20 protein-coding genes are annotated in these 20,374 nt (G+C 32.7%); 10 read left to right on the top strand and 10 right to left on the bottom strand.

All coding sequences use genetic code 11. The features are described 5' to 3' along the window. Positions 1-4: 4 nt before the first annotated feature. The 3 genes from ACE01P_RS04510 (at position 5) to ACE01P_RS04500 (ending at position 3,188) form a co-directional block, all read left to right on the top strand. Positions 5-682: a metal-dependent hydrolase gene (locus ACE01P_RS04510; protein ID WP_379694693.1), complete on the top strand. Its 678-nt coding sequence runs from the start codon at positions 5-7 to the stop codon at positions 680-682. Between the two features lie 202 nt (positions 683-884). Continuing rightward, positions 885-2,084, top strand: coding sequence for a tetratricopeptide repeat protein (locus ACE01P_RS04505; RefSeq protein ID WP_379694819.1), 1,200 nt, complete (start codon positions 885-887; stop codon positions 2,082-2,084). Positions 2,085-2,156: 72 nt separating this feature from the next. Further along, a complete protein-coding gene (locus tag ACE01P_RS04500) occupies positions 2,157-3,188 on the top strand; it encodes an o-succinylbenzoate synthase (protein WP_379694690.1) in 1,032 nt (343 codons plus the stop codon). A gap of 135 nt (positions 3,189-3,323) precedes the next feature. Here the strand turns inward: ACE01P_RS04500 and ACE01P_RS04495 are convergent, their stop codons facing one another. Further along, a complete protein-coding gene (locus ACE01P_RS04495) occupies positions 3,324-3,845 on the bottom strand; it encodes a hypothetical protein (protein WP_379694687.1) in 522 nt (173 codons plus the stop codon). A gap of 243 nt (positions 3,846-4,088) precedes the next feature. On the opposite strand from ACE01P_RS04495, the gene ACE01P_RS04490 reads away from it, so the two are divergent. Continuing rightward, complete coding sequence (locus ACE01P_RS04490) at positions 4,089-4,562, top strand: CYTH domain-containing protein (RefSeq protein WP_379694684.1); 474 nt, start codon at positions 4,089-4,091, stop codon at positions 4,560-4,562. A 1-nt stretch (position 4,563) separates the two neighbouring features. Then, positions 4,564-5,532, top strand: coding sequence for a YpdA family putative bacillithiol disulfide reductase (locus ACE01P_RS04485; RefSeq protein WP_379694681.1), 969 nt, complete (start codon positions 4,564-4,566; stop codon positions 5,530-5,532). An 81-nt stretch (positions 5,533-5,613) separates the two neighbouring features. On the opposite strand, the gene ACE01P_RS04480 is transcribed toward ACE01P_RS04485, so the two are convergent. Both ACE01P_RS04480 and msrA read right to left on the bottom strand, forming a co-directional pair. Continuing rightward, on the bottom strand, positions 5,614-7,182 hold the full coding sequence (locus tag ACE01P_RS04480; protein WP_379694678.1) for a YdiU family protein: 1,569 nt from the start codon (positions 7,180-7,182) through the stop codon (positions 5,614-5,616). A gap of 73 nt (positions 7,183-7,255) precedes the next feature. Then, positions 7,256-7,789: a peptide-methionine (S)-S-oxide reductase MsrA gene (gene msrA / locus ACE01P_RS04475; protein ID WP_379694676.1), complete on the bottom strand. Its 534-nt coding sequence runs from the start codon at positions 7,787-7,789 to the stop codon at positions 7,256-7,258. Positions 7,790-7,971: 182 nt separating this feature from the next. On the opposite strand from msrA, the gene ACE01P_RS04470 reads away from it, so the two are divergent. Then, positions 7,972-9,459, top strand: a complete 1,488-nt coding sequence (locus ACE01P_RS04470) for an aminotransferase class V-fold PLP-dependent enzyme (protein WP_379694674.1) — start codon at positions 7,972-7,974, stop codon at positions 9,457-9,459. A gap of 338 nt (positions 9,460-9,797) precedes the next feature. Here the strand turns inward: ACE01P_RS04470 and ACE01P_RS04465 are convergent, their stop codons facing one another. The 6 genes from ACE01P_RS04465 to ACE01P_RS04440 all read right to left on the bottom strand — a co-directional run bounded on the left by ACE01P_RS04465 (position 9,798) and on the right by ACE01P_RS04440 (position 14,514). Continuing rightward, the gene (locus ACE01P_RS04465; RefSeq protein ID WP_379694672.1) at positions 9,798-11,540 is read right to left on the bottom strand and encodes an APC family permease; all 1,743 of its coding nucleotides are present in this window, start codon (positions 11,538-11,540) and stop codon (positions 9,798-9,800) included. 88 nt (positions 11,541-11,628) lie between these two features. Beyond that, positions 11,629-12,099 (bottom strand): nuclear transport factor 2 family protein, encoded by a 471-nt coding sequence (locus tag ACE01P_RS04460; RefSeq protein WP_379694670.1) that lies wholly within the window; start codon positions 12,097-12,099, stop codon positions 11,629-11,631. Positions 12,100-12,147: 48 nt separating this feature from the next. Continuing rightward, positions 12,148-12,672 (bottom strand): hypothetical protein, encoded by a 525-nt coding sequence (locus tag ACE01P_RS04455; protein ID WP_379694667.1) that lies wholly within the window; start codon positions 12,670-12,672, stop codon positions 12,148-12,150. Between the two features lie 11 nt (positions 12,673-12,683). After that, entirely contained in the window at positions 12,684-13,160 is a 477-nt protein-coding gene (locus ACE01P_RS04450) for a hypothetical protein (RefSeq protein WP_379694665.1), read from the bottom strand. A gap of 6 nt (positions 13,161-13,166) precedes the next feature. Next, a complete protein-coding gene (locus ACE01P_RS04445) occupies positions 13,167-13,844 on the bottom strand; it encodes a peptidoglycan DD-metalloendopeptidase family protein (protein ID WP_379694663.1) in 678 nt (225 codons plus the stop codon). A 4-nt stretch (positions 13,845-13,848) separates the two neighbouring features. Beyond that, positions 13,849-14,514, bottom strand: a complete 666-nt coding sequence (locus ACE01P_RS04440) for a spermidine synthase (protein WP_379694661.1) — start codon at positions 14,512-14,514, stop codon at positions 13,849-13,851. A gap of 64 nt (positions 14,515-14,578) precedes the next feature. On the opposite strand from ACE01P_RS04440, the gene ACE01P_RS04435 reads away from it, so the two are divergent. Then, on the top strand, positions 14,579-15,130 hold the full coding sequence (locus ACE01P_RS04435; protein WP_379694658.1) for a 1-acyl-sn-glycerol-3-phosphate acyltransferase: 552 nt from the start codon (positions 14,579-14,581) through the stop codon (positions 15,128-15,130). A gap of 84 nt (positions 15,131-15,214) precedes the next feature. Here ACE01P_RS04435 and ACE01P_RS04430 read toward each other — a convergent pair whose 3' ends face one another. Beyond that, a complete protein-coding gene (locus ACE01P_RS04430; RefSeq protein WP_379694655.1) occupies positions 15,215-15,664 on the bottom strand; it encodes a helix-turn-helix domain-containing protein in 450 nt (149 codons plus the stop codon). 312 nt (positions 15,665-15,976) lie between these two features. Here ACE01P_RS04430 and ACE01P_RS04425 point away from each other — a divergent pair, with 312 nt between their 5' ends. The 3 genes from ACE01P_RS04425 to ACE01P_RS04415 all read left to right on the top strand — a co-directional run bounded on the left by ACE01P_RS04425 (position 15,977) and on the right by ACE01P_RS04415 (position 20,366). After that, positions 15,977-17,131 (top strand): M14 metallopeptidase family protein, encoded by a 1,155-nt coding sequence (locus ACE01P_RS04425; protein ID WP_379694653.1) that lies wholly within the window; start codon positions 15,977-15,979, stop codon positions 17,129-17,131. A gap of 77 nt (positions 17,132-17,208) precedes the next feature. Next, positions 17,209-17,688 (top strand): Lrp/AsnC family transcriptional regulator, encoded by a 480-nt coding sequence (locus ACE01P_RS04420; RefSeq protein ID WP_007805990.1) that lies wholly within the window; start codon positions 17,209-17,211, stop codon positions 17,686-17,688. A gap of 92 nt (positions 17,689-17,780) precedes the next feature. Beyond that, positions 17,781-20,366, top strand: coding sequence for a phosphoenolpyruvate carboxylase (locus ACE01P_RS04415; RefSeq protein ID WP_379694650.1), 2,586 nt, complete (start codon positions 17,781-17,783; stop codon positions 20,364-20,366). Positions 20,367-20,374: the final 8 nt, after the last annotated feature.

Here is a 20,374-nt window from a genome sequence, read left to right as displayed (position 1 = left end):
ACAAATGAAAATTACATACTACGGACACGCTTCATTAGGAATTGAAGTAGGAGGAAAACATATTATTGTGGATCCATTTATTACTGGAAACCCACAAGCAGCAACAATCAACCTTAGCACAATAAAAGCAGATTATATTTTATTGACGCATGCTCACGGAGATCACGTTTTAGATGTTGAAGCTATTGCTCAAAACACAAAAGCAGTTATCGTTTCTAATGCTGAAATTGCAAGCTATTACGCAAAAAAAGGATTCAATTCGCACCCAATGAATCACGGTGGAAGCTGGAAATTTGATTTCGGAAAAGTAAAATATGTAAACGCAATTCACTCAAGCAGCTTTCCTGATGGTACATACGGAGGAAATCCTGGAGGTTTTGTAATCGAAGGAGAACACAAAAATATCTACATTGCTGGAGATACTGCTTTGACTTACGATATGAAATTAATTCCGCTTCGTACAAAATTAGATTTAGTAATTCTTCCAATCGGAAACAACTTCACAATGGATGTTGAAGATGCAATTATTGCTTCAGATTTTGTAGAATGTGACAAAGTTTTAGGATATCACTACGATACTTTTGGTTATATTGAAATCAATCACGAAGAATCAATCCGTAAATTTTTTGATAAAGGAAAAGATTTAATGCTTTTACCAATCGGAGATTCTATTGAATTATAAGGAGCTAATCCCGCTCTCGGCTATATCTTTTTAAGGCAAAGAAAAATTGCCTTAAAAAGGATACCGCCTCCATCGGGGCTAGGGTACTCGATTCCATAAGAAAGTTATTTGGCATAATCTATGTTATTTGAATTTTGAGTTTTTAAAGTAAAAAATCATTTTAATCTGTAAATCCGTGGCACTTAAAGCATCATCACGCAGTATAACTTTCAAAATTATTTTATCATTACTTATTACAGTTTCCTTTAACGCATTTGCGCAAAAAGATGGTTATTGGGACAAAGAGCGAGCAACAACCAAAGAAATTATGGTTCCTGCGCGCGATAGAATTTCTATACCAACAGAAGATTTACCCGTTGGAACTACAGAAATTGTATATAGAATCACACTTTTAGACAAAAATCAAGAAATGGCCAATAGTTTGGTCTCTGTTTTAAAAGCTATTCCAGATCCAACAGGCATAAGTCAAGGATCTGCAGGTGCTGTTTTCCTGATGTCAAAAATTTCAGGTGATGATGAATGTACCTATTCGATTTTTACCTCTGATGAAAATGCTAAAAAATATGTTGCAGATGGTAAAATCGATAAAGCTTGCTATTCTCAAGCAGAACCAGTAAGTAAAGACGCTAAACGTTTATCTGTTAACAGATCTTCTTGTTTAAAAGAAAACATCAGCACGATTTGGTTTGGTTTTGAAAGCAAAAACTGGATTTTGAGTCAGAAAGTGGTGTTAGAAGTAGTGCCGTGGGTTGACACAAAACTAAGCCGCGGTTGGAATCAAGACAATAAAAACGAAATTATTAGCTTGTGCAAAACTTCTACAATGGCACAAAAAATGGCCAATTCAGATGATTTCTGTGTTTGTATTTTAAACAAAATCATGAAACAATATCGTTATGATGAGTTTCAGAAATTATTGGCTGTAGAAAAAACAAAAGTTTATAAAGATTTTGGAAACAGCTGTTACCAAGATGCCGATATATCTAAAAATGTATTCAATGATTTAAGAATGCAAATAGCTTCTTTAATCAAAATTCAAAAATACAATGAGGCAATTCCAAAATTGAATACCATTGTAAGCGAAGGCAAAGCAACTGCTTTAGATTACAATTCGTTAGGTTATTGCTATATTTTGACGAAGCAATATGCAAAAGCATTAAAAGTGCTTCAGGAAGGTGAGAAATTGGATGATACAGAATTATTGGTCAAATTAAATTTAGCGCATACTTATTTGGTAAGCGACGATTATAGCGCAGCCAAAGCGATTTACAAAAAGTATCAAAATCAAAACGTAACAGACAGTTTAAGCTGGATTGAAAAAACAAAACTCGATTTTCAAGCTTTTGAAAAAGCAGGTTTGCCATCAAAAGATTTTGAAAAAATCTTAAAACTATATAACTAAGAGCGAAGCGCTTTTAAAGACTTAAAGAAAACTTAGCACCTCAGAACCTTAGCATCTCAGCACCTAAAAAAAATGAACGCATCTTACCAAAAATATTTACTAGAATTCAAACGTCCGTCTGGAACGTCTAGAGGGATCATGACCGAAAAAGAAACTTGGTTTATAGCGCTAGAAGAAAATGGTAAAAAAGGAATAGGAGAGTGCGGAATACTACGTGGCTTAAGTGCAGACGATCGCCCAGATTACGAAGAAAAACTAAAATGGGCATGCGATAATATTCATTTAGGAGAAAAAGCGCTTTGGGATGCATTACTAGAATTTCCTTCGATCCAATTTGGAATAGAAATGGCTTTTTTATCTCTTAAAAGCGAAAATCCGTACATTTTATTTCCATCAGATTTTACAAATAATTCAAGATCAATTGCCATAAACGGATTGGTTTGGATGGGTGAAGCTGCTTTCATGAAACAGCAGATTGAAGAAAAATTAGCAGACGGTTTTAATTGCATAAAACTAAAAATAGGGGCTATTGATTTCAATAAAGAATTAGAATTATTGCAGTTTATCAGAAGCCATTTTTCACCAGAAGAAATAGAAATTAGAGTCGATGCTAACGGTGCTTTTTCTTCAATAGAAGCTTTAGATAAATTAAATCAATTAAATCAATTCCAGCTTCATAGCATAGAACAGCCAATTAAAAAAGGTCAAGTTCTAGAAATGGCCGAACTTTGTAAACAAACTCCATTTCCAATTGCATTAGATGAAGAACTTATTGGAGTTTTTTCATTAGAAGAAAAAGAAAAATTACTCCAAGAAATCAAACCGCAGTATATTATTTTAAAGCCAAGTTTTATTGGCGGTTTTCTTGGCACACAAGAATGGATCACTTTAGCTGAAAAGTATAACATTGGCTGGTGGATTACTTCAGCACTAGAAAGCAATATCGGATTGAATGCAATCGCACAATGGACATTCACTTTAAATTCAGATATGCCACAAGGTTTAGGAACCGGAGCTTTATATACTAATAATATAGATTGCCCACTTGAAGTAAAAAATGGCCAGTTATGGTATGATGCTTCTAAGGGGTGGTCAAGATTCTAAGCCTCTGAGATTCTAAGTTGCTAAGTTTCTGAGGTGCTAAGATTTTATTTCTATTTGTCAAAATTGATAAAATCTTAACTTTTGATCCTTTTAAGACTTAGTATCTTAGAACCTTAGCATCTTAGAATCTTTTTTTCACTCTTTCCCGCCCAACAAACTATCTTGCCAATCTTTCAATTCCAACCATTTTCCTTGATATGCCATTAATGCTTGTCGAGCCCAAGTGCTTGGATTATGCATGGCGTAGTTTTCTCCGCCAGCATCCAAAATGGATTGTAATTTTTCAGTTGAAGCCTGAGAAAGATTTTGCCAAGTTTTTATTCCTGCTTGAATAAATAGAGATTCTATTTTAGGGCCGATTCCCTCCACTATTTTTAAGTCATTTTCTTTTATTTTTTTACCTAAAGCAGTTGCGGCCAATGTAGCTTCAAAGGGAATTATTGTCGGAATTTCTGTTTTGTTTTTAACAGCGAGTTCTGCTTCCAGTCTTAAGATTCTCGTGTTCAAGTTTTTTGTATGCGCTTTACAAACATCTAAATCAGCTTGAAGCGATGCTGAAAGAGCATTATCATTCTTAAAAGTAATTTTTCCTAGTATGTAACCTAAAATCCCGCAGATTACACCTAGTGCTATTGGTATTACATAAGGTACATTCATGATCGTTATATTTTAGAATATTTTAGTTATGAAAAAATGTTTTTTATTCATAACTAGATGTTTAATGAGGTGTTAGATGCTATCAAAATTACTTAAAATAATAATTGCAAGATGTTAACAATCAGTTATTTTGATGCCTCTTACTTTTGATAAAGGAAACGAATTAACATATTTTTCATTTTTTATAATCTGAAAGGCTTGATTAAAATGAGTAACTTGCATAAAAAATAATCTACATTTAAAATGGTCGAAATAGAAAGAAAGTTTCTTCTAAAATCTGATGATTTCAAGAAACAAGCTTTTGCTCAGAATAATATTGCTCAGGGCTATTTAAGTTCTGCTCCTGAACGTACAGTTAGGGTTAGAATTAAAGGACATAAAGGCTTTATAACCATAAAAGGGATAAGCCATAGCGGCGGTATGTCCCGTTTTGAATGGGAAAACGAAATTCCGTTAGAGGAAGCTCAGGAATTATTAAAGTTATGCGAAAAGGGTAAAATTGAAAAAACACGTTACGAAATAAAATCTGGAAGCCATGTTTTTGAAGTAGATGAGTTTTATGGCGAAAACGAAGGTCTAGTAATGGCTGAAATTGAGTTAAACTCCGAAGATGAAGTTTTTGAAAAACCAGAATGGCTTGGTGAGGAAGTAACAAACGACGAAAGATATTACAATGCTTATTTAAGCAAAAATCCATATAAAGACTGGCAAAAATAAAATGACAGAATCAAATTACGACCTTATTATTGTTGGAGGCGGGCCAATTGGTCTGGCTTGTGCGATAGAAGCTCAAAAGAAAAATTTAAATTATTTAATTATAGAAAAAGGCGCGATAGTTAATAGTATTTTTAATTATCCGTTGTATATGACCTTTTTCTCTACTGCAGAAAGATTAGAAATTGGTGAGATTCCATTTAACTGTTTAGCTCCAAAACCTGGACGTCAAGAAGCTTTGGAATACTATAGAAATATTCATCGCTACTTTAAATTCAATATTAATTTATTTGAAAAAGTTCTTGATGTAAAAAAGGATAACGAAATCTTCAAGATCACAACTGACAAACAAAATTATGAAGCTATGAACGTTGTAATCGCAACCGGTTTTTATGATATTCCGATTGAAATGAATGTTTTAGGAGAAAGCCTGCCGAAAGTTCGCCATTATTACAAAGAAGCACACGAATATGCTTTTAGAAAGATTTTGGTTGTAGGCGCCAATAATTCTTCTGTAGATGCCGCTTTAGAATGTTGGAGAAAAGGAGCAGAGGTTACAATGGTAATTCGTAAAAACGAAATTAATAATCGTGTGAAATATTGGGTAAAACCTGATGTTGAAAATCGTATTGCAGAAGGAAGCATTAAAGCTTATTTTCAGTCGAATATTACTGAAATTCGAGAAAATGAAGTAGAGATTGAAACTCCAGAAGGAAAGGTTACGATCGAAAATGATTTTGTTCTCGCGTTAACGGGCTATAAACCTGATTTGAGTTTCCTAGAAAAAATGGGAATTATGCTTTCTGATGATGAGGAGAAAATTCCGTCGTACAATCCTGAAACAATGGAAACTAATGTTGAAGGTTTATTTCTAGCAGGAGTAGTTTGCGGTGGAATGCAGACGCATAAATGGTTTATTGAAAACTCAAGAATTCATGCTAATCTGATTGTGGATTATATTAGCTCCAAATAAAAAAATAAGCCACGAATTTCACGAATTGCACAAATTTTAATTTTATTCGTGGAAATTGGTGAAATTCGTGGCTAAAAAACTTTAAGAACTGCAAGACAACATAGAACATCCAACCTTAGTTCTTGCCCAATCTGGACGTTTTGCGAACCATTTTTCAGATTCTGGCTGTTCATCGTATGGGTTCTTCAAAAGCTGAAATAATTCATCAACTAAAGCATAATTTTCTTTATCTGCGGCATCAATAGCCAATTGTGCCATATAATTTCGCAGTACATACTTTGGATTAATTTGATTCATTTTTGAAGCTCTTTCTTCATCTGAAAGTGATTCCAAATTAAGCCTTTTCAAATAAACCGTGAACCATTTTTGCCAAGCATCTAGAATATTCTCTTTGATTTCTTCAGGAATATAAAATGCATATTCGATTTTTTTAATGGCATCTTCAACAGAATCCGTTTTCTTAATCTGACTTAGATTTCTGAAAAATATCGTCATATCAGTTTCTGATAATTGCAAAATTTCCTCTAATCCTTTAATTATTTTTTCGTCAGCTTCACTTGAAGTAAAGATTCCTAATTTACTTAAAAACATTTCTTTATAATCAGATTCAAAATCTGTAATAAATGAATCTAAGATTTTTTCTAAAGGAGCAGCTTCGTTAACTAAAGGATAGAGCGCATTAGCCAATTGAAACAAATTCCATTGGGCAACTGAAGGCTGATTTCCGAAACGATATCTTCTGTTTTGGCTGTCTGTTGTGTTTGGAGTCCAATTTGGATCATAGTTTTCTAACCATCCGTATGGACCATAATCAATTGTAATTCCGTGAATCGACATGTTATCAGTATTCATTACTCCGTGCACAAATCCGACACGTTGCCAATGCAAAATCATCTCGCGGGTTGCATCAGCAACTTTTTGAAAGAATTGTAAATATTGTTCTTTTGGTTCTCCTTTTATTTCAGGAAAATAATGCTGAATGGTATATTCTACAAATTGTTTTAAGTTTTTCAGCTCATTTCTAGCTGTTAGCATTTCGAAGCTTCCAAAACGAATAAAAGATGGAGCCACACGACAAACAATAGCCCCTTTTTCATAAGCAGGATTTCCGTTATACAAAACATCTCTTAAAACTTGATCTCCAGAAAGAGCAAGTGAAAGTGATCGAGTAGTAGGAACACCCAAATAATGCATGGCTTCGGCGCATAAATACTCTCTAATAGAAGATCGTAAAACAGCCAAACCGTCTGCAGTTCTAGAATATGGAGTTTTTCCAGCTCCCTTCAATTGGAGCGTGTAAAACTGATTATTGTTTTCAACTTCTGTCAAATTGATTGCACGCCCGTCGCCTAATTGTCCAGCCCAATTTCCGAATTGGTGTCCTGCATAGCACATGGCATACGGTTGTGTTTCTGGAAGAATTTCTTTTCCAGAAACAACATTTAGAAATTCTTCTGATTGAATTTCATCTTTAGAAATCCCAACTAATTCAGCAACTTCTTCAGAAGCGTGAATCAATTTTGGATTTGAAGGTTTTATGGGATTTACATACGAAAACAACGTATTTTTAACTTGACGAATTTCATTGGTCAAATCTGGATCTGCTGGTAATTCGGCAGTAAAACGATTTTTTATTTTAAGATTTTTCATTTTAGTTTTTCTTTCTTTTTTGCCACAGATTTAAAGGATTATAAATATTTTAAACCTGTAGCGAAACTTAAAATTAGCTGATTAATTTATCAGCATACATTTTTTTAAGTTTTTGAATTTTTGGATCAATTACAACTTGGCAATATCCAGCTTCTTGATTTTCATTATAATAATTTTGATGATAATCTTCGGCTTCATAAAATACTTCAAAAGGTTTTAATTGTGTCACAATCGGATCTGCATAAGCTGGTTGTACTTCTTCAAATACTTTCTCAGCAATTTCTCTTTGTTCATCATTATGATATAAAATGATAGAACGATATTGCGTTCCGCTATCTCCACCTTGACGATTTAAAGTTGTCGGATCGTGACTTGTCATGAATATGAAAATTAAGTCATGATATGAAATTATGTCAGGGTTGAAAGTCACTTGAATCACTTCTGCATGTCCTGTTCTTCCTGTACATACTTCGCGATAAGCCGGATTTTTAATAAACCCATCTGAATAACCCGATTTTATGGATTCTACACCGTTTAAACGCTGAATTACAGCTTCAATACACCAAAAACATCCGCCACCAAAGGTAGCAACTGATAAATTTCCCATAAATAATGCTTTCTTTAAATTTAATGCCTATTAATTCGATAGGATATTATGATAATTTATTAAAAAAAAGTTCTTTTAACTAAAAATACCAAACGGTAATGTAGTGTTTGAAGTTTAGTATTGATAAATTCGCAATTTTATAAAAAAACTATATATTTGCAGTCAAACACAAGGCACAACTAATGGATAGCAAAAATAGTACCATGACACTGGAAACTTATTTTCAGGAATTTAGAAAGAATATTGTCGGTATAAACCAAGAATTTACGTCACCTTATGGCAGAAAATCAATAATTTACACCGACTGGACTGCCAGCGGAAGATTATATCGTCCGATTGAAGAAAAACTGCTAAATGCATTTGGCCCTTTTGTAGCCAATACACATACTGAAACTACTGTATCTGGTACTGCTATGACAAAAGCCTACCATCATGCAAGACATATTATTAAGCGTCATGCTAATGCAAATAATGATGATGTTTTAATTACGGATGGAACTGGAATGACGGGAGTTATCAATAAATTCCAACGTATTTTAGGATTGAAAATTCCTGAAAACTTGAAAAGCTTTACGAATGTTCCTGCTGAGAAAAAGCCAATTGTTTTTATTTCGCACATGGAGCACCATTCTAATCAAACTTCTTGGTTGGAGACTATTGCAGATGTTGAGATTATTCCATCTTGCGATAAAGGGCTTTTCAATTTAGAAAATCTTGAAGTTTTATTAGAAAAATATAAAGATAGAACGATCAAAATTGCTTCTATTACAGCATGTTCAAATGTTACGGGATTAAGAACTCCTTTTCACGAAGCAGCAAAATTGATGCACCAATATAATGGTGTTTGTTTTGTAGATTTTGCGTGTTCTGGCCCTTATGTTGAAATTGATATGCATCCTGCTGATCCAGAATCATATTTGGATGCTGTTTTTATGTCTCCGCATAAATTCTTAGGCGGGCCTGGAACTTCTGGTGTTTTAATTTTCAATAAGAAATTATACAACAATATGATTCCTGATTGTCCTGGGGGAGGAACTGTAAGTTGGACAAATCCTTGGGGAGAACACAAATATATTGATAATATTGAAGATCGTGAAGATGGCGGAACTCCAGGTTTTCTTCAAGTTATAAAAACTGCGCTTGCCATTGAATTAAAAGAAGAAATGGGAATTGAGAACATTATGCAACGTGAACATGAAATCGTTGATTATGTTTTTTCTGAACTAGAGCCAATTGAAAATATTAAAATTTTAGCTGGGCAACATAAAGAACGTCTTGGTGTAATTTCGTTTTTTATTGATGATCTTCACTTCAATTTAGGTGTTAAAATCTTGAATGATCGTTTTGGAATTCAGACTAGAGGAGGATGCAGTTGTGCAGGAACTTATGGTCATTATTTATTGCATGTTGATCAGGAAACTTCTAATAAATTGGTTAATGAGATTACAATTGGTGATTTAATTAAAAAACCGGGATGGATTAGAATGTCGATTCACCCAACGACTACTGATGCTGAAATTGCTTTTGTGTGTAAGAGTATAAAAGAATTAGCGGCAAATCATAAAACTTGGGCTTTGGATTATTCTTATGATAAAAATCGAAACGAGTTTATTCATAAAGATGCGACTTCTTTTGAAGATGAATTGGTTGAGAGCTGGTTTAAGTCTTAAAAAAAGTTTCTAAATAAATTTAGCCATGGATTTGAATCTGTGGCTTTTTTTTAGCGCGGAGATCGCAAAGGATTTTCGCAGAGTTTTGGAAGTTTTTTTGAGGTGAATGTAAGTTATCTTTGAGATCACAAAGCTAACTTATGAAACCAATTTTCGTCAAAGTTTTAAGCTTTGACGAAGATAATTAAGCGTATTTTATGTTTCTTATGAAAAATAGACTTCTGGTTTAGCCCCGATAGAAGTGAAAATCCTTTTGTGCCGGGGTTCGGCATAAAAGATTGAAACGGATAGCGGGACAGATGTTCTTAAGAAAATAGAAATTTGTGCTTCTAAAAAAATCACATAATTAATCGTACGCCACCAAGATCGGCTACACGGTAAGAGAATCGGTTTCCTGGAGATCCGATAAACATGAAGTTTTTTGGAATTTTCCATTTCTCAGAAAGTTCGTCGATCATTTCTGGGCCAAATACGCCGTCGATTTCTATATATTCAATATCTAAAGCGCCATAAGCACGATCTAAAACTTCAAGATCTTTTTTGAGCGCTTCGTTGTCTACAGTGTCCTTTTTGACATGAACGATTTTTAATTTCTTTGTAGTTTCGTTGTCTTCAACGTATTGCAAAACTTTGTTCAAGATTGTTATATCGTCACCTTTTGTAAAGAAAACAAACTCTTGTGAATTGATTTCTGAACTAAGTTTTTCTAAATAACGATTACTCAGAATCACCATTTTACGCAGTGGCTGATAGAAATATTCTAAAGCTTCGATCAATAAACGTATTAAAGTAACGCGATTCAGCATAATTCCGATAAAGATTAAGGCTGGAACCATGTATTGCAAAAAGGTGTAAAACGAGTTGATATTGAGGAACATATTACCGAAAAATGCGGCAATTACAAAAGCCACAGCCGTTACAACTGCAATACCTTTTGCGCGTTCTGGTCTTGGGAGTTTTCTTCGTTTGTATTTCAGGAGTAGATTTCCAATTCCGAAAAGCGCCATAACGGCTAAGAATGAAAAAGTATAAACTCCTGCTAATGATTCTAAATGTCCGCTTGTAGCAAAAAGAACTGAAATACAAAGAATTAAGAAGCTTAAAACTATTCGATAATGAGATCCTCTTTTGTTTTGCTTTAGAAAATAGTTTGGCAGAATTCGATCTAATGTCATTCGGTTTAAAAGTCCAGAGACACCTACAAATGAAGTTAGCACAGCTCCACAAAGCACCATAACGGCATCGATAGAGATTAACCAAGCAAGCCATGAGCCACCTGTTGTTTCGCCTAAATGAGCTAGAAGAGATTCTTTATTTTCTCCAACTTCTGTTAACGGAATTATACTAATTAATAAAATCGCAATTATGGGATTGAAGAAACTTACGATTCCCCACATATTGCGAAGTGTTTTAGAAAAAACACCTTGTTCTTGTTCTTCAACGAAATTGGCCGAACTTTCAAAACCTGAAATTCCTAACATTGCTGCAGAAAAACCAAGAAAAAGCGCTGTCTGTATGCTTCCTGAAGCAATTGGAGTTTGCCAATTGATATGAAAAGTGTCTAAACCATGAGTTAAAACAAACCAAGCTGATGCTAAAACAAGCAGGGTCAGGGTTCCTATATGTGTCATGAAAATAATGACGGCCACAAATGCAGATTCACCGATTCCTAAAATGGCTAATCCGGTAAAGAGAACCAAGACAACTACTGTAGCGATAGTAACATTTAGGCCTTCAAAAATTCCGTGCAGATAATGCATTCCTTCAGAGGCTGAAATTACAGCGGTTGCCATATAGGATAGAACCGTTAAAGTAGCCGCTAAAGATGCCAATCGTTTTGTTGAAGTGTTCAATAAAACATTATAAGCTCCACCATTTAAGGGAATTGCGCCAACAACTTCAGCGTAAATTTTTCTGAAAAGAAATAATACTACAGCAACAATTAGAAGCGAAATCCATGCGTATTGGCCTGCATACAAAATGGTTAAAGCTGAAACATATAGACAAGAAGAGCTAATATCATTCCCGCAAATTGCAGTTGCCTGTAATTGATTTAATTTTTTGTGTACGATTTCTTTCATCAGTATTTAGAATTAACACTTTTAGTAAAATTAAGTAACAAAATAATTATAATCGAGCGTAAGGCTGATAGTGATATTTAAATCCTGTTTATTTGATATTCTGAAACTGTTTGAGTGCTGATAGTGCTTGTGTTTGAACTTTTTTCTGGAAAAATCCTGTCCATCCCAATAAATATCCTGTCAGACCAAAAGCTTGTTTTGACCATTTCCAGACATCAAAACTATCTGTATGTTTGATTATTAACCCATCTTGGAAGATAAATTCGGCTACGATTTTATTGACGACTGTTCTGTTGGTTTTGCTAAAATTATAAGTAGCAGTCCAATTTGCCGAACCTATAGAGTCATCTGCTTTTACGTTTGAAAATTCAATTTTTAAATTTCCTTTACTTTTTAAAAGCAACATTTCCCACATTTTAGAAACCTGTTCTTCTTTCAATAAACCAAAAGCTGGATCAATAAAATGAACTTTCGGATGATAGCATTCACTCATTGTTTTGGCGTCAGCATTCGCGAAAGCGGTATAGAATTTTGTAATTAAGGCTTCATTTGAATTCATAAGAAATATATTTATGTTAAATATAAGATTTATTAGATTAAAAAATCATTATAAAACACTAATTTCTTTCGCTGTATCAAATGTTTTTTTAGACTTATCAAATGCAGTTGAAAAATATTTCACTTTGCTATAAGCTGTAAAATGTCCCGTAAGATTACCTGAAATATCTGGTCCGCCGGCAATTATAAACCTTATGGCATAAATATCAGTCTTTTTAAGCTTAAGCCATTCTGCAGGTGTAAAATAATAGTACGCAGTTGTTTTTCCATCTGCAGATTCTTTTACATTTTTGTCTGTACAGGCAATAACATCTGCATTAGTCAAATCGACATAAACTCCACCTGCAATTTTTGCTTTATCGCTTGCTGTAGAAACGGTTAATTTTAAAACACCTCCTTTATCCGTTTTTGCTATTTGAACATTGATTTCGCCAGAGTAAGCATATTTATCACAGATAAAAGTATATTCTTGCGTCGCTGGATAAGGAGCTGAACCTTTTACACTGATAGTTTGCTGCGCTGAAGCAAAAGTTGAAATAAATAATAATAGGAGTAGCGGTAGTTTAAAATTCATATATATAGTATTTATTGATCGGCTAATTTGGCATCAAATTTCTCATCCCAATCCATTGATTTTATGGCAGAAATAAGATTATCTTCATTTACAAAAATGCGTAATTCTTTATTGGCCACTTTTTTAGTGTACAATGCATGATAGCGGTAAATGACTTCATGTTTGGTTTTGTAAACTCCATCTAATTTTAAGTCTATGAAGCTTCCATAATATTGTCTAAATCTTTGGCAGGTTTTGGTTAAACGTTCTTCTGTAGTGTTTTCCATAACCGATTTAGTTACTTCAGTTTCATTAAAAGGTTTAAATTTTGAAGTATTACAAGTTTCTAAGACTCTCTTACCTAAATCATACGCTTTTCGCTGCTGATTTGCATTTACTTCTGCGTTAGAAACTTTTTTAATTTTCAAATCTTCCGTATCTCTACTTACTGTTTTCGATTTACATCCAATTAATAATAACAAACATATAATCAATCCTGCTTTCTTCATAACTATTTAAGTAATTTTTAATAATAAGTTAGGATCGGGACAATTTTCGATATAAAAGTTTAGGTCTTTTGTATTGCAGACACCTGGATAGTCTCCCCAATAATCACCAATATTATGGATAATCTGAAAATGGACATGAGGTGCGTAATCTCCATTTACTGAGGCATTTCCTAAAGTCGCAATCTTTTCGCCTTTCTTAAATTGGTCTCCGATATTTAAATTTTCTATACTTTCTAACGATAAATGTCCGTATAAAGTATAAAATTTCTCGTTTTCTACTTCATGCTCTAATATAATAGTAGGTCCGTAATCGCCTAAACCAACATTATTTTTAAAACTGTGAACTTTTCCGTCAAGCGCGGCAAGTACTGCTGTTCCTGCTTCTGCCCATAAATCTAAACCGATGTGAATATTACGTTCAGGCTTTGAGGCATCTAAGAAAATGGGACTTCTTTGATATAAAAATCGACCCTCGATATAACCGCCAAATGCAACTTTCGCGTTATTTTCTTTTAGAAAATTTGAAATATATCTTTCAAAATCTTCTGAAGTGTCCAATTTTCGACTTACTAATTCTTTATTTGCAACCGATAAATTTAACGGCGTATATTCTGAAACATTAATTGAGGCATCAATAACTTTAGTAGGCGGCTGAGAATTTAAGATTGAGGTTAGGGGTTTCATAAAATTAGGCAACTTTATTTATAATTATTAATTCGTTGTGTACTTCAATTCGAGGAAGCATTTTGGTTTGAAATAATTTGGGATTTACTTCTGAAACATACTTTCTGTTTCGAACATTATGCGCTTCGTCTAAAATCATAGTATTGAATAAAACAAAACCATTGTCTTTTAAAATCGTGCAGATTCTGTCAACAAAAAACTTCTCAAACAAAAAGTTAGGCATGTTCGTATCTTCAAAAATATCAATTATTATAAGATCGTATTTTTCTTTTGTTTTTAAAACAAATTCAAAAGCATCATCAATAACAACTTCTAACTGCTTAATTTCGTTAAGATTAAAATATTGATTAGCAATCTGAATCATATCTGGATCAATTTCTACTCCAGTTATTTTTTGTTTGTATTCTATCTCGTTTACTAATGTTTTTACTACGCTTCCGCCGGCCACTCCTAATAACAGAATGTGCTCCATTCCTAAAATTTTGTCGTAACCTATATTTCGTAAACCGTACCTTAATATACGTTGCAAACTTCCGTATGAATAATTTGTGTTTTCAGTATCCAATACTAATTCACCATTTGCCCAGGTGACTTCGATCATTTTACTTCTAGCTGATTTTTTCTTAAATATTTTTATTGGAATTATGTAACTGAAAATTTTTTGAATCATTTTTTATGCTTTTACTCAAATTTACCATTAAATCTTTTATTTTGCACCAAATATTGAATCTTTAATGAAAAAACAATTATACAAATTCATATTTTTCAAGCTAATGGGCTGGAAAATAGTAGGTCTAGAAAATGCCGAAGTTAAAAAATGTATACTAATGGTGATGCCTCACACGAGTAATCATGATTTTTATATCGGACTTTTTACTCGTGGAATCTCTGGTCTACAAATGAATTGGGTAGGAAAGAAGGAATTATTTCGATTTCCGTTTGGTTATTATTTCAGAAATGTTGGAGGCGAACCTTTAGATCGTTCTGGAGGATTGAACAAAGTAGATTCAATTGCTGCTATTTTTGAAAGAAAAGAAATCTTTCGTTTGGCTGTAGCTCCAGAAGGAACTAGAAAAGCAGTCAAAGAAATTAAAACAGGATTTTATTTTATTGCGCTTAAAGCGAATGTTCCGATTGTTCCCGTAACTTTTAATTGGGGTAAAAAAGAAGTAAATTTTGGAGAGCCATTTTTTCCGACTGGAAATTATGAAGCCGATTTCGAAATTTTGAAAAAACACTACAAAGGAGTTTTGGGTAAAATTCCTGAAAATGGAGTAAAATTATAATTTTTAAGGATTTTTTCAAACGCGTGAGAATCGCGTATTTGAAAATTTTCTGAACCAATACTCAAATACTCGCTAATTTTTGCGTCACGGAGAATAGGCTTTAAAAGTGCCATTTTTGTAAAATAAGACGATTTTTTCAATTTCATCATCTTCCAAATTGATATTTACATTTTTTGGAGCTGATGCTTTTTTTGTTTCTCTTTTTTCTTCTTCATTTATTCCAACAGAAGAAAATAAATCTGCACCACTATTTTGATTGGATTGAATAGGAGTAGAAGATTGTGGAATTTCGAAATCTTCATCATTGCTTTTAGGAAAATTTCCTCTACCAATTAAAATCCAATATAAATCGACATCTGGAAAAACTTCTAGAATTTTCATTACAAAATCTAAGCTTGGTTTGTTTCTTCCAGATAGAAGATGCGACATGCTTGAACGCTGTACTCCAATTTTATCAGCAAAGGCAGAAGCATTTAAACCATAATAATCTAGTATGGTTTCGAGTCTTTTTACAAAATCATCTATGTTTACCATTGTAAATTTATGTTTTAAATTATAGTATTTACAAATGTAAACAAAAATAAATAACACTTCAATCCTGTTGTTGCAATTTTAATAGTACTTTAGTTTTATGTTAAATATAAAATTTAGATGAATATTTATAATTTACTGAAATTAATATATTTATCGATTATTATATAAGTTAATTTACTCTATTGAAACAACTTAAAGCTTTAACTAATAAATACTTTATAAAACTGTTTACAAATCTAAATTTCAAAATATTTTTTAAATTTACAATTGTAAAAATAAAGATATTTACTTTTGTAAACTAATCAAAACACAATGAATTTAGAACAGCTTTTTATACAATACAAAGAACAGTCAATATCTGGAAGGTATCTTACGCTAGATCATATTAAACCGCTTTTAGATAAGTTGAATACTAATGGTCAGGTAGAGATTATTGGTAAATCTGTTTTGGGTGAACCTATATATAGTTACCAAATTGGAACAGGAAAAACGCGCGCTTATTTGTGGTCACAAATGCACGGAAACGAAAGTACTACAACGAAAGCTTTATTTGATTTCATTAATCTATTGAATGACGATACTGATTTTGCTAAGCAAATGCTAGATACTTTCACATTCTACTGTATTCCGATTTTAAACCCAGATGGAGCAAGACTTTATACACGAGCAAATGCAAACGAAATAGATTTAAATCGAGATTCACAAGACTTAACACAGCCCGAAAGTAAAGTTCTGCGCGAAGCATTTGAGAAGTTCAAACCTGATTTTTGTTTTAATCTTCACGATCAGCGCACCATCTTTGGGGCAGGTAGAACTGGGAAACCAGCAACAGTATCTTTTTTAGCTCCTTCTTATAATGAGGAGAGAGAAGTAAACGATAACAGATTAAAAGCCATAAATATCATTGCTGGAATCAACGAAGAGCTTCAAAAATACATTCCGGGACAGGTCGGCCGTTTTGATGACTCGTTCAATATTAATTGTATAGGAGACACTTTTCAATTTTTGGGAGTTCCAACCATCTTATTTGAGGCAGGACACTTTCCAGGCGACTATGAGCGCGAAATTACAAGGAAATACATATTTTTCTCGTTAATTTTAAGCTTTAAACTTATTTTCGAAAACGATTTAGTTGATAACAGATTTGGTGAATATTTGAATATTTCACAAAATAATGTGGTTTTTTATGATTTTATATATAAAAATGTCAAAATAAATTATGATGGTATCGAAATTATTACGAATTTTGTCGCTCAATACAAAGAAGAATTAATCGAAAATAAGATTCATTTTAACGCTTACATTGTTGAAGTAGGCGAGTTGGAAAATTATTTTGGGCATTACGAATACGATGCAAAAGGCGCAGAATATTCGGACGATTTCCAAAATCTTCCTAAAACGGGTCAGAAAGCAAATTTTTATTTAAATAAAAATGTTAAATTTGTTAACGGATTAATAAAAAGTTAATTTTTATGTGAATTTGTTGTTTTTTATATATAATTTTATACTTTGTAATAGCAATTAGTAATATTAATTAAACAATTATGAGTAAATTTCGTTTAGATGAAGTAGATCACCAGATTTTAGATATGTTAATAGACAATACGAGAGTTCCGTTTACTGACATTGCAAAAAAACTATTGATATCTGCTGGTACAGTACATGTTAGAGTTAAAAAGATGGAGGATGCCGGTATCATCATGGGGTCTTCATTAGCCTTGGATTACGATAAATTAGGTTATTCATTTATTGCTTATGTAGGAGTTTTTCTTAATAATACATCTCAAACTAAATTTGTTTTAGAAAGAATTAATCAAATTCCATTCGTAACTGTAGCGTCTGTAACTACAGGAAAATTCAACATCTTTTGCAAAATTAGAGCAAAAGATACTAAACACGCGAAAGAAGTTATCTTTATGATTGACGATATCGAAGGTGTTTACAGAACAGAAACAATGATTTCATTAGAGGAAAGTATAAACGATAAGAAGCGTTTGATGCATACTATTTTCAAAAATATGTAATAACTTTTCTTGAATGCTATATTAAAATATAACCTCAAGTTTATTCTTGGGGTTTTTTTATGACTAATTAACCAACCAACTATAACACGATTATGTATACGTTGCCAAAAATTGAACGTTTTAATCAAGATGTTCTCTCAAAATACCACATTTATAATAGTGTTTTTATAACATTACCTTTTGATTCCATAGATAATACGGGAGTTTTACTTCCTTTATTTACAGAAACTTGCGAAACGGGCTTTAAAAAACAAGAAACACCAAAAGAAATTGTCGATTTTTTCTCTAATAAATTCTTAAGTAATGCTTCTGAAGCTGAAAAAATCGATCTAATGTTTCGATTTATTCAATATATAGAGCGCCAAATTGTATTGTTTGATGCAATTGAAGATGCTGCTTTTCCAGAAGTAAACAACATGGAAGGACGTGGATCTCTTCGTGATATTAAAGAAAAATCAGATGCAAAAGAAAAAGATGACGAATTAAGTGAATTTTTAGAAAATTTCAATGTTCGTACGGTTTTAACAGCACATCCGACTCAGTTTTATCCTGGTCCTGTTTTAGGAATTATAAATGATTTGACTGAAGCAATTCGTCAGAACGATTTACTTCAAATTAAACAATTACTAGCACAACTTGGTAAAACGCCTTTCATTCAAAATGAAAAACCAAATCCTTACGATGAAGCGGTAAGCTTAATCTGGTATTTGGAAAATGTGTTTTATGCTACTGCTGGAGAAATTGTACATTATTTGCAGAAAAACATTTTAGAAGGAAATCCAATCCAAAACCAATTAATAAAACTTGGCTTCTGGCCAGGAGGTGACCGTGACGGAAATCCTTTTGTTACTACAGATATTACGCTTAAAGTTGCAGACCGTTTGCGTACTTCAATTTTGAAATGCTATTATGTAGAAATGAGAAATTTAAAACGTAAGTTAACTTTCTCAGGCGTAGATACTTTGGTAGCCGAACTTGAAAATAAACTTTATCGTTCTGTGTTCTATTCTAAAGGTGATATTTTTATTACTTTAGAAGAATTACTTACCCAATTAGACAAAATTCGAACTATAATTATTGAGAAACATCAATCTTTATATTTGGACGAATTGGAAGCATTTCTGGTAAAAATCAATTTATTTGGTTTCCATTTTGCGACTTTAGATATTCGTCAGAATAGTAAAATTCACAATGCGGTTTTCAAGGATGTTGTCAATTATTATTTAAATTCGGGTTCAGATATTTTTCCTAAAAACTATTTTGATTTAACAGAAAACGAAAAAATTGAAGTTTTATCTAAAGTTAAAGGAAATTTAAATCCTGCTGATTTCGAAAATGAAATTACAAGACTAACTTTAGAGTCAGTTCAAGCAATTAAAACTATTCAAGCAAATAATGGTGAAGAAGGTGCAAATCGTTATATCATTAGTAATAACGAAAGTGCTTTAAATGTAATGGAAACTTTTGCCATGATTCGTTTGAATGATTGGGAAAAACCAACTGTTGATATTATTCCGCTTTTCGAATCTGTAGATGATTTACAAAATGCACATACTATTATGGAGCAATTGTATACCAATCCAGAATATGCGAAACACTTGAGAGCGAGAGGAAACAAGCAAACGATTATGCTTGGATTCTCTGACGGAACTAAAGATGGTGGATATTTAATGGCAAACTGGAGTATTTACCAAGCTAAAATTTCATTGACTAAAATTTCTAGAGAATACGGAATTAAAGCCATTTTCTTTGACGGACGTGGTGGACCTCCAGCTCGTGGTGGTGGAAAAACGCACAAGTTTTACGCATCTCTTGGACCAAAAATTGAGAACAACGAAATTCAGATTACGGTTCAAGGTCAGACTATTAGCTCTAATTTTGGAACTTTAGATTCTTGCCGTTATAATATTGAAAACTTATTGAGTGCCGGTGTTACAAATCAGGTATTTAGTAAAGAGAAAAATGAATTGAGCGCTGAAGAAACTCAAATCTTGACAGATTTAGCCAATTTAGGTTATGAGAAATATTTAAGTTTTAAAAATCATCCGAAGTTTATTCCGTACTTAGAGAAAATGAGTACGTTGAAATACTATTCTAAAACAAACATTGGAAGCCGTCCTTCAAAAAGAAGCAAATCTGAATCTTTAGATTTTGCAGATTTAAGAGCAATTCCGTTTGTAGGATCTTGGAGTCAGTTAAAACAAAACGTTCCTGGATTCTTTGGAGTAGGTTCAGCTTTAAAACATTTTGAAGAAACTGGACAATGGGACAAAGTAAGCGATTTGTATCACAATTCATTATTTTTCAAGACATTACTTGAAAATAGTATGATGTCATTAGCAAAATCATTCTTGCCATTGACTGCGTACATGAGAAAAGATCCTGAGTTTGGTGAATTCTGGCAGATTATCTACGATGAATTCTCAGAAACAAAACGCCTTTTATTGAAAATTGCAGATCACAAAACTTTGATGGAAAATTATCCTGATGGTATTGCTTCAATTCAAATTAGAGAGCGTATCGTTTTACCTTTATTGACAATTCAGCAATATGCTTTATTGAGAATCAATGAGTTGAATAAAGAGCAAACTCCAGACGAGGAATTGATTAAAGTTTATGAAAAAATCGTAACGAGATCTCTTTTCGGAAATACTAATGCAAGTAGAAATTCAGCTTAAAAATATAA

Source organism: Flavobacterium sp. HJSW_4 (genome assembly GCF_042436695.1).
Taxonomy (GTDB): domain Bacteria; phylum Bacteroidota; class Bacteroidia; order Flavobacteriales; family Flavobacteriaceae; genus Flavobacterium.
This window is presented reverse-complemented; position numbering and strand designations above follow the sequence as displayed.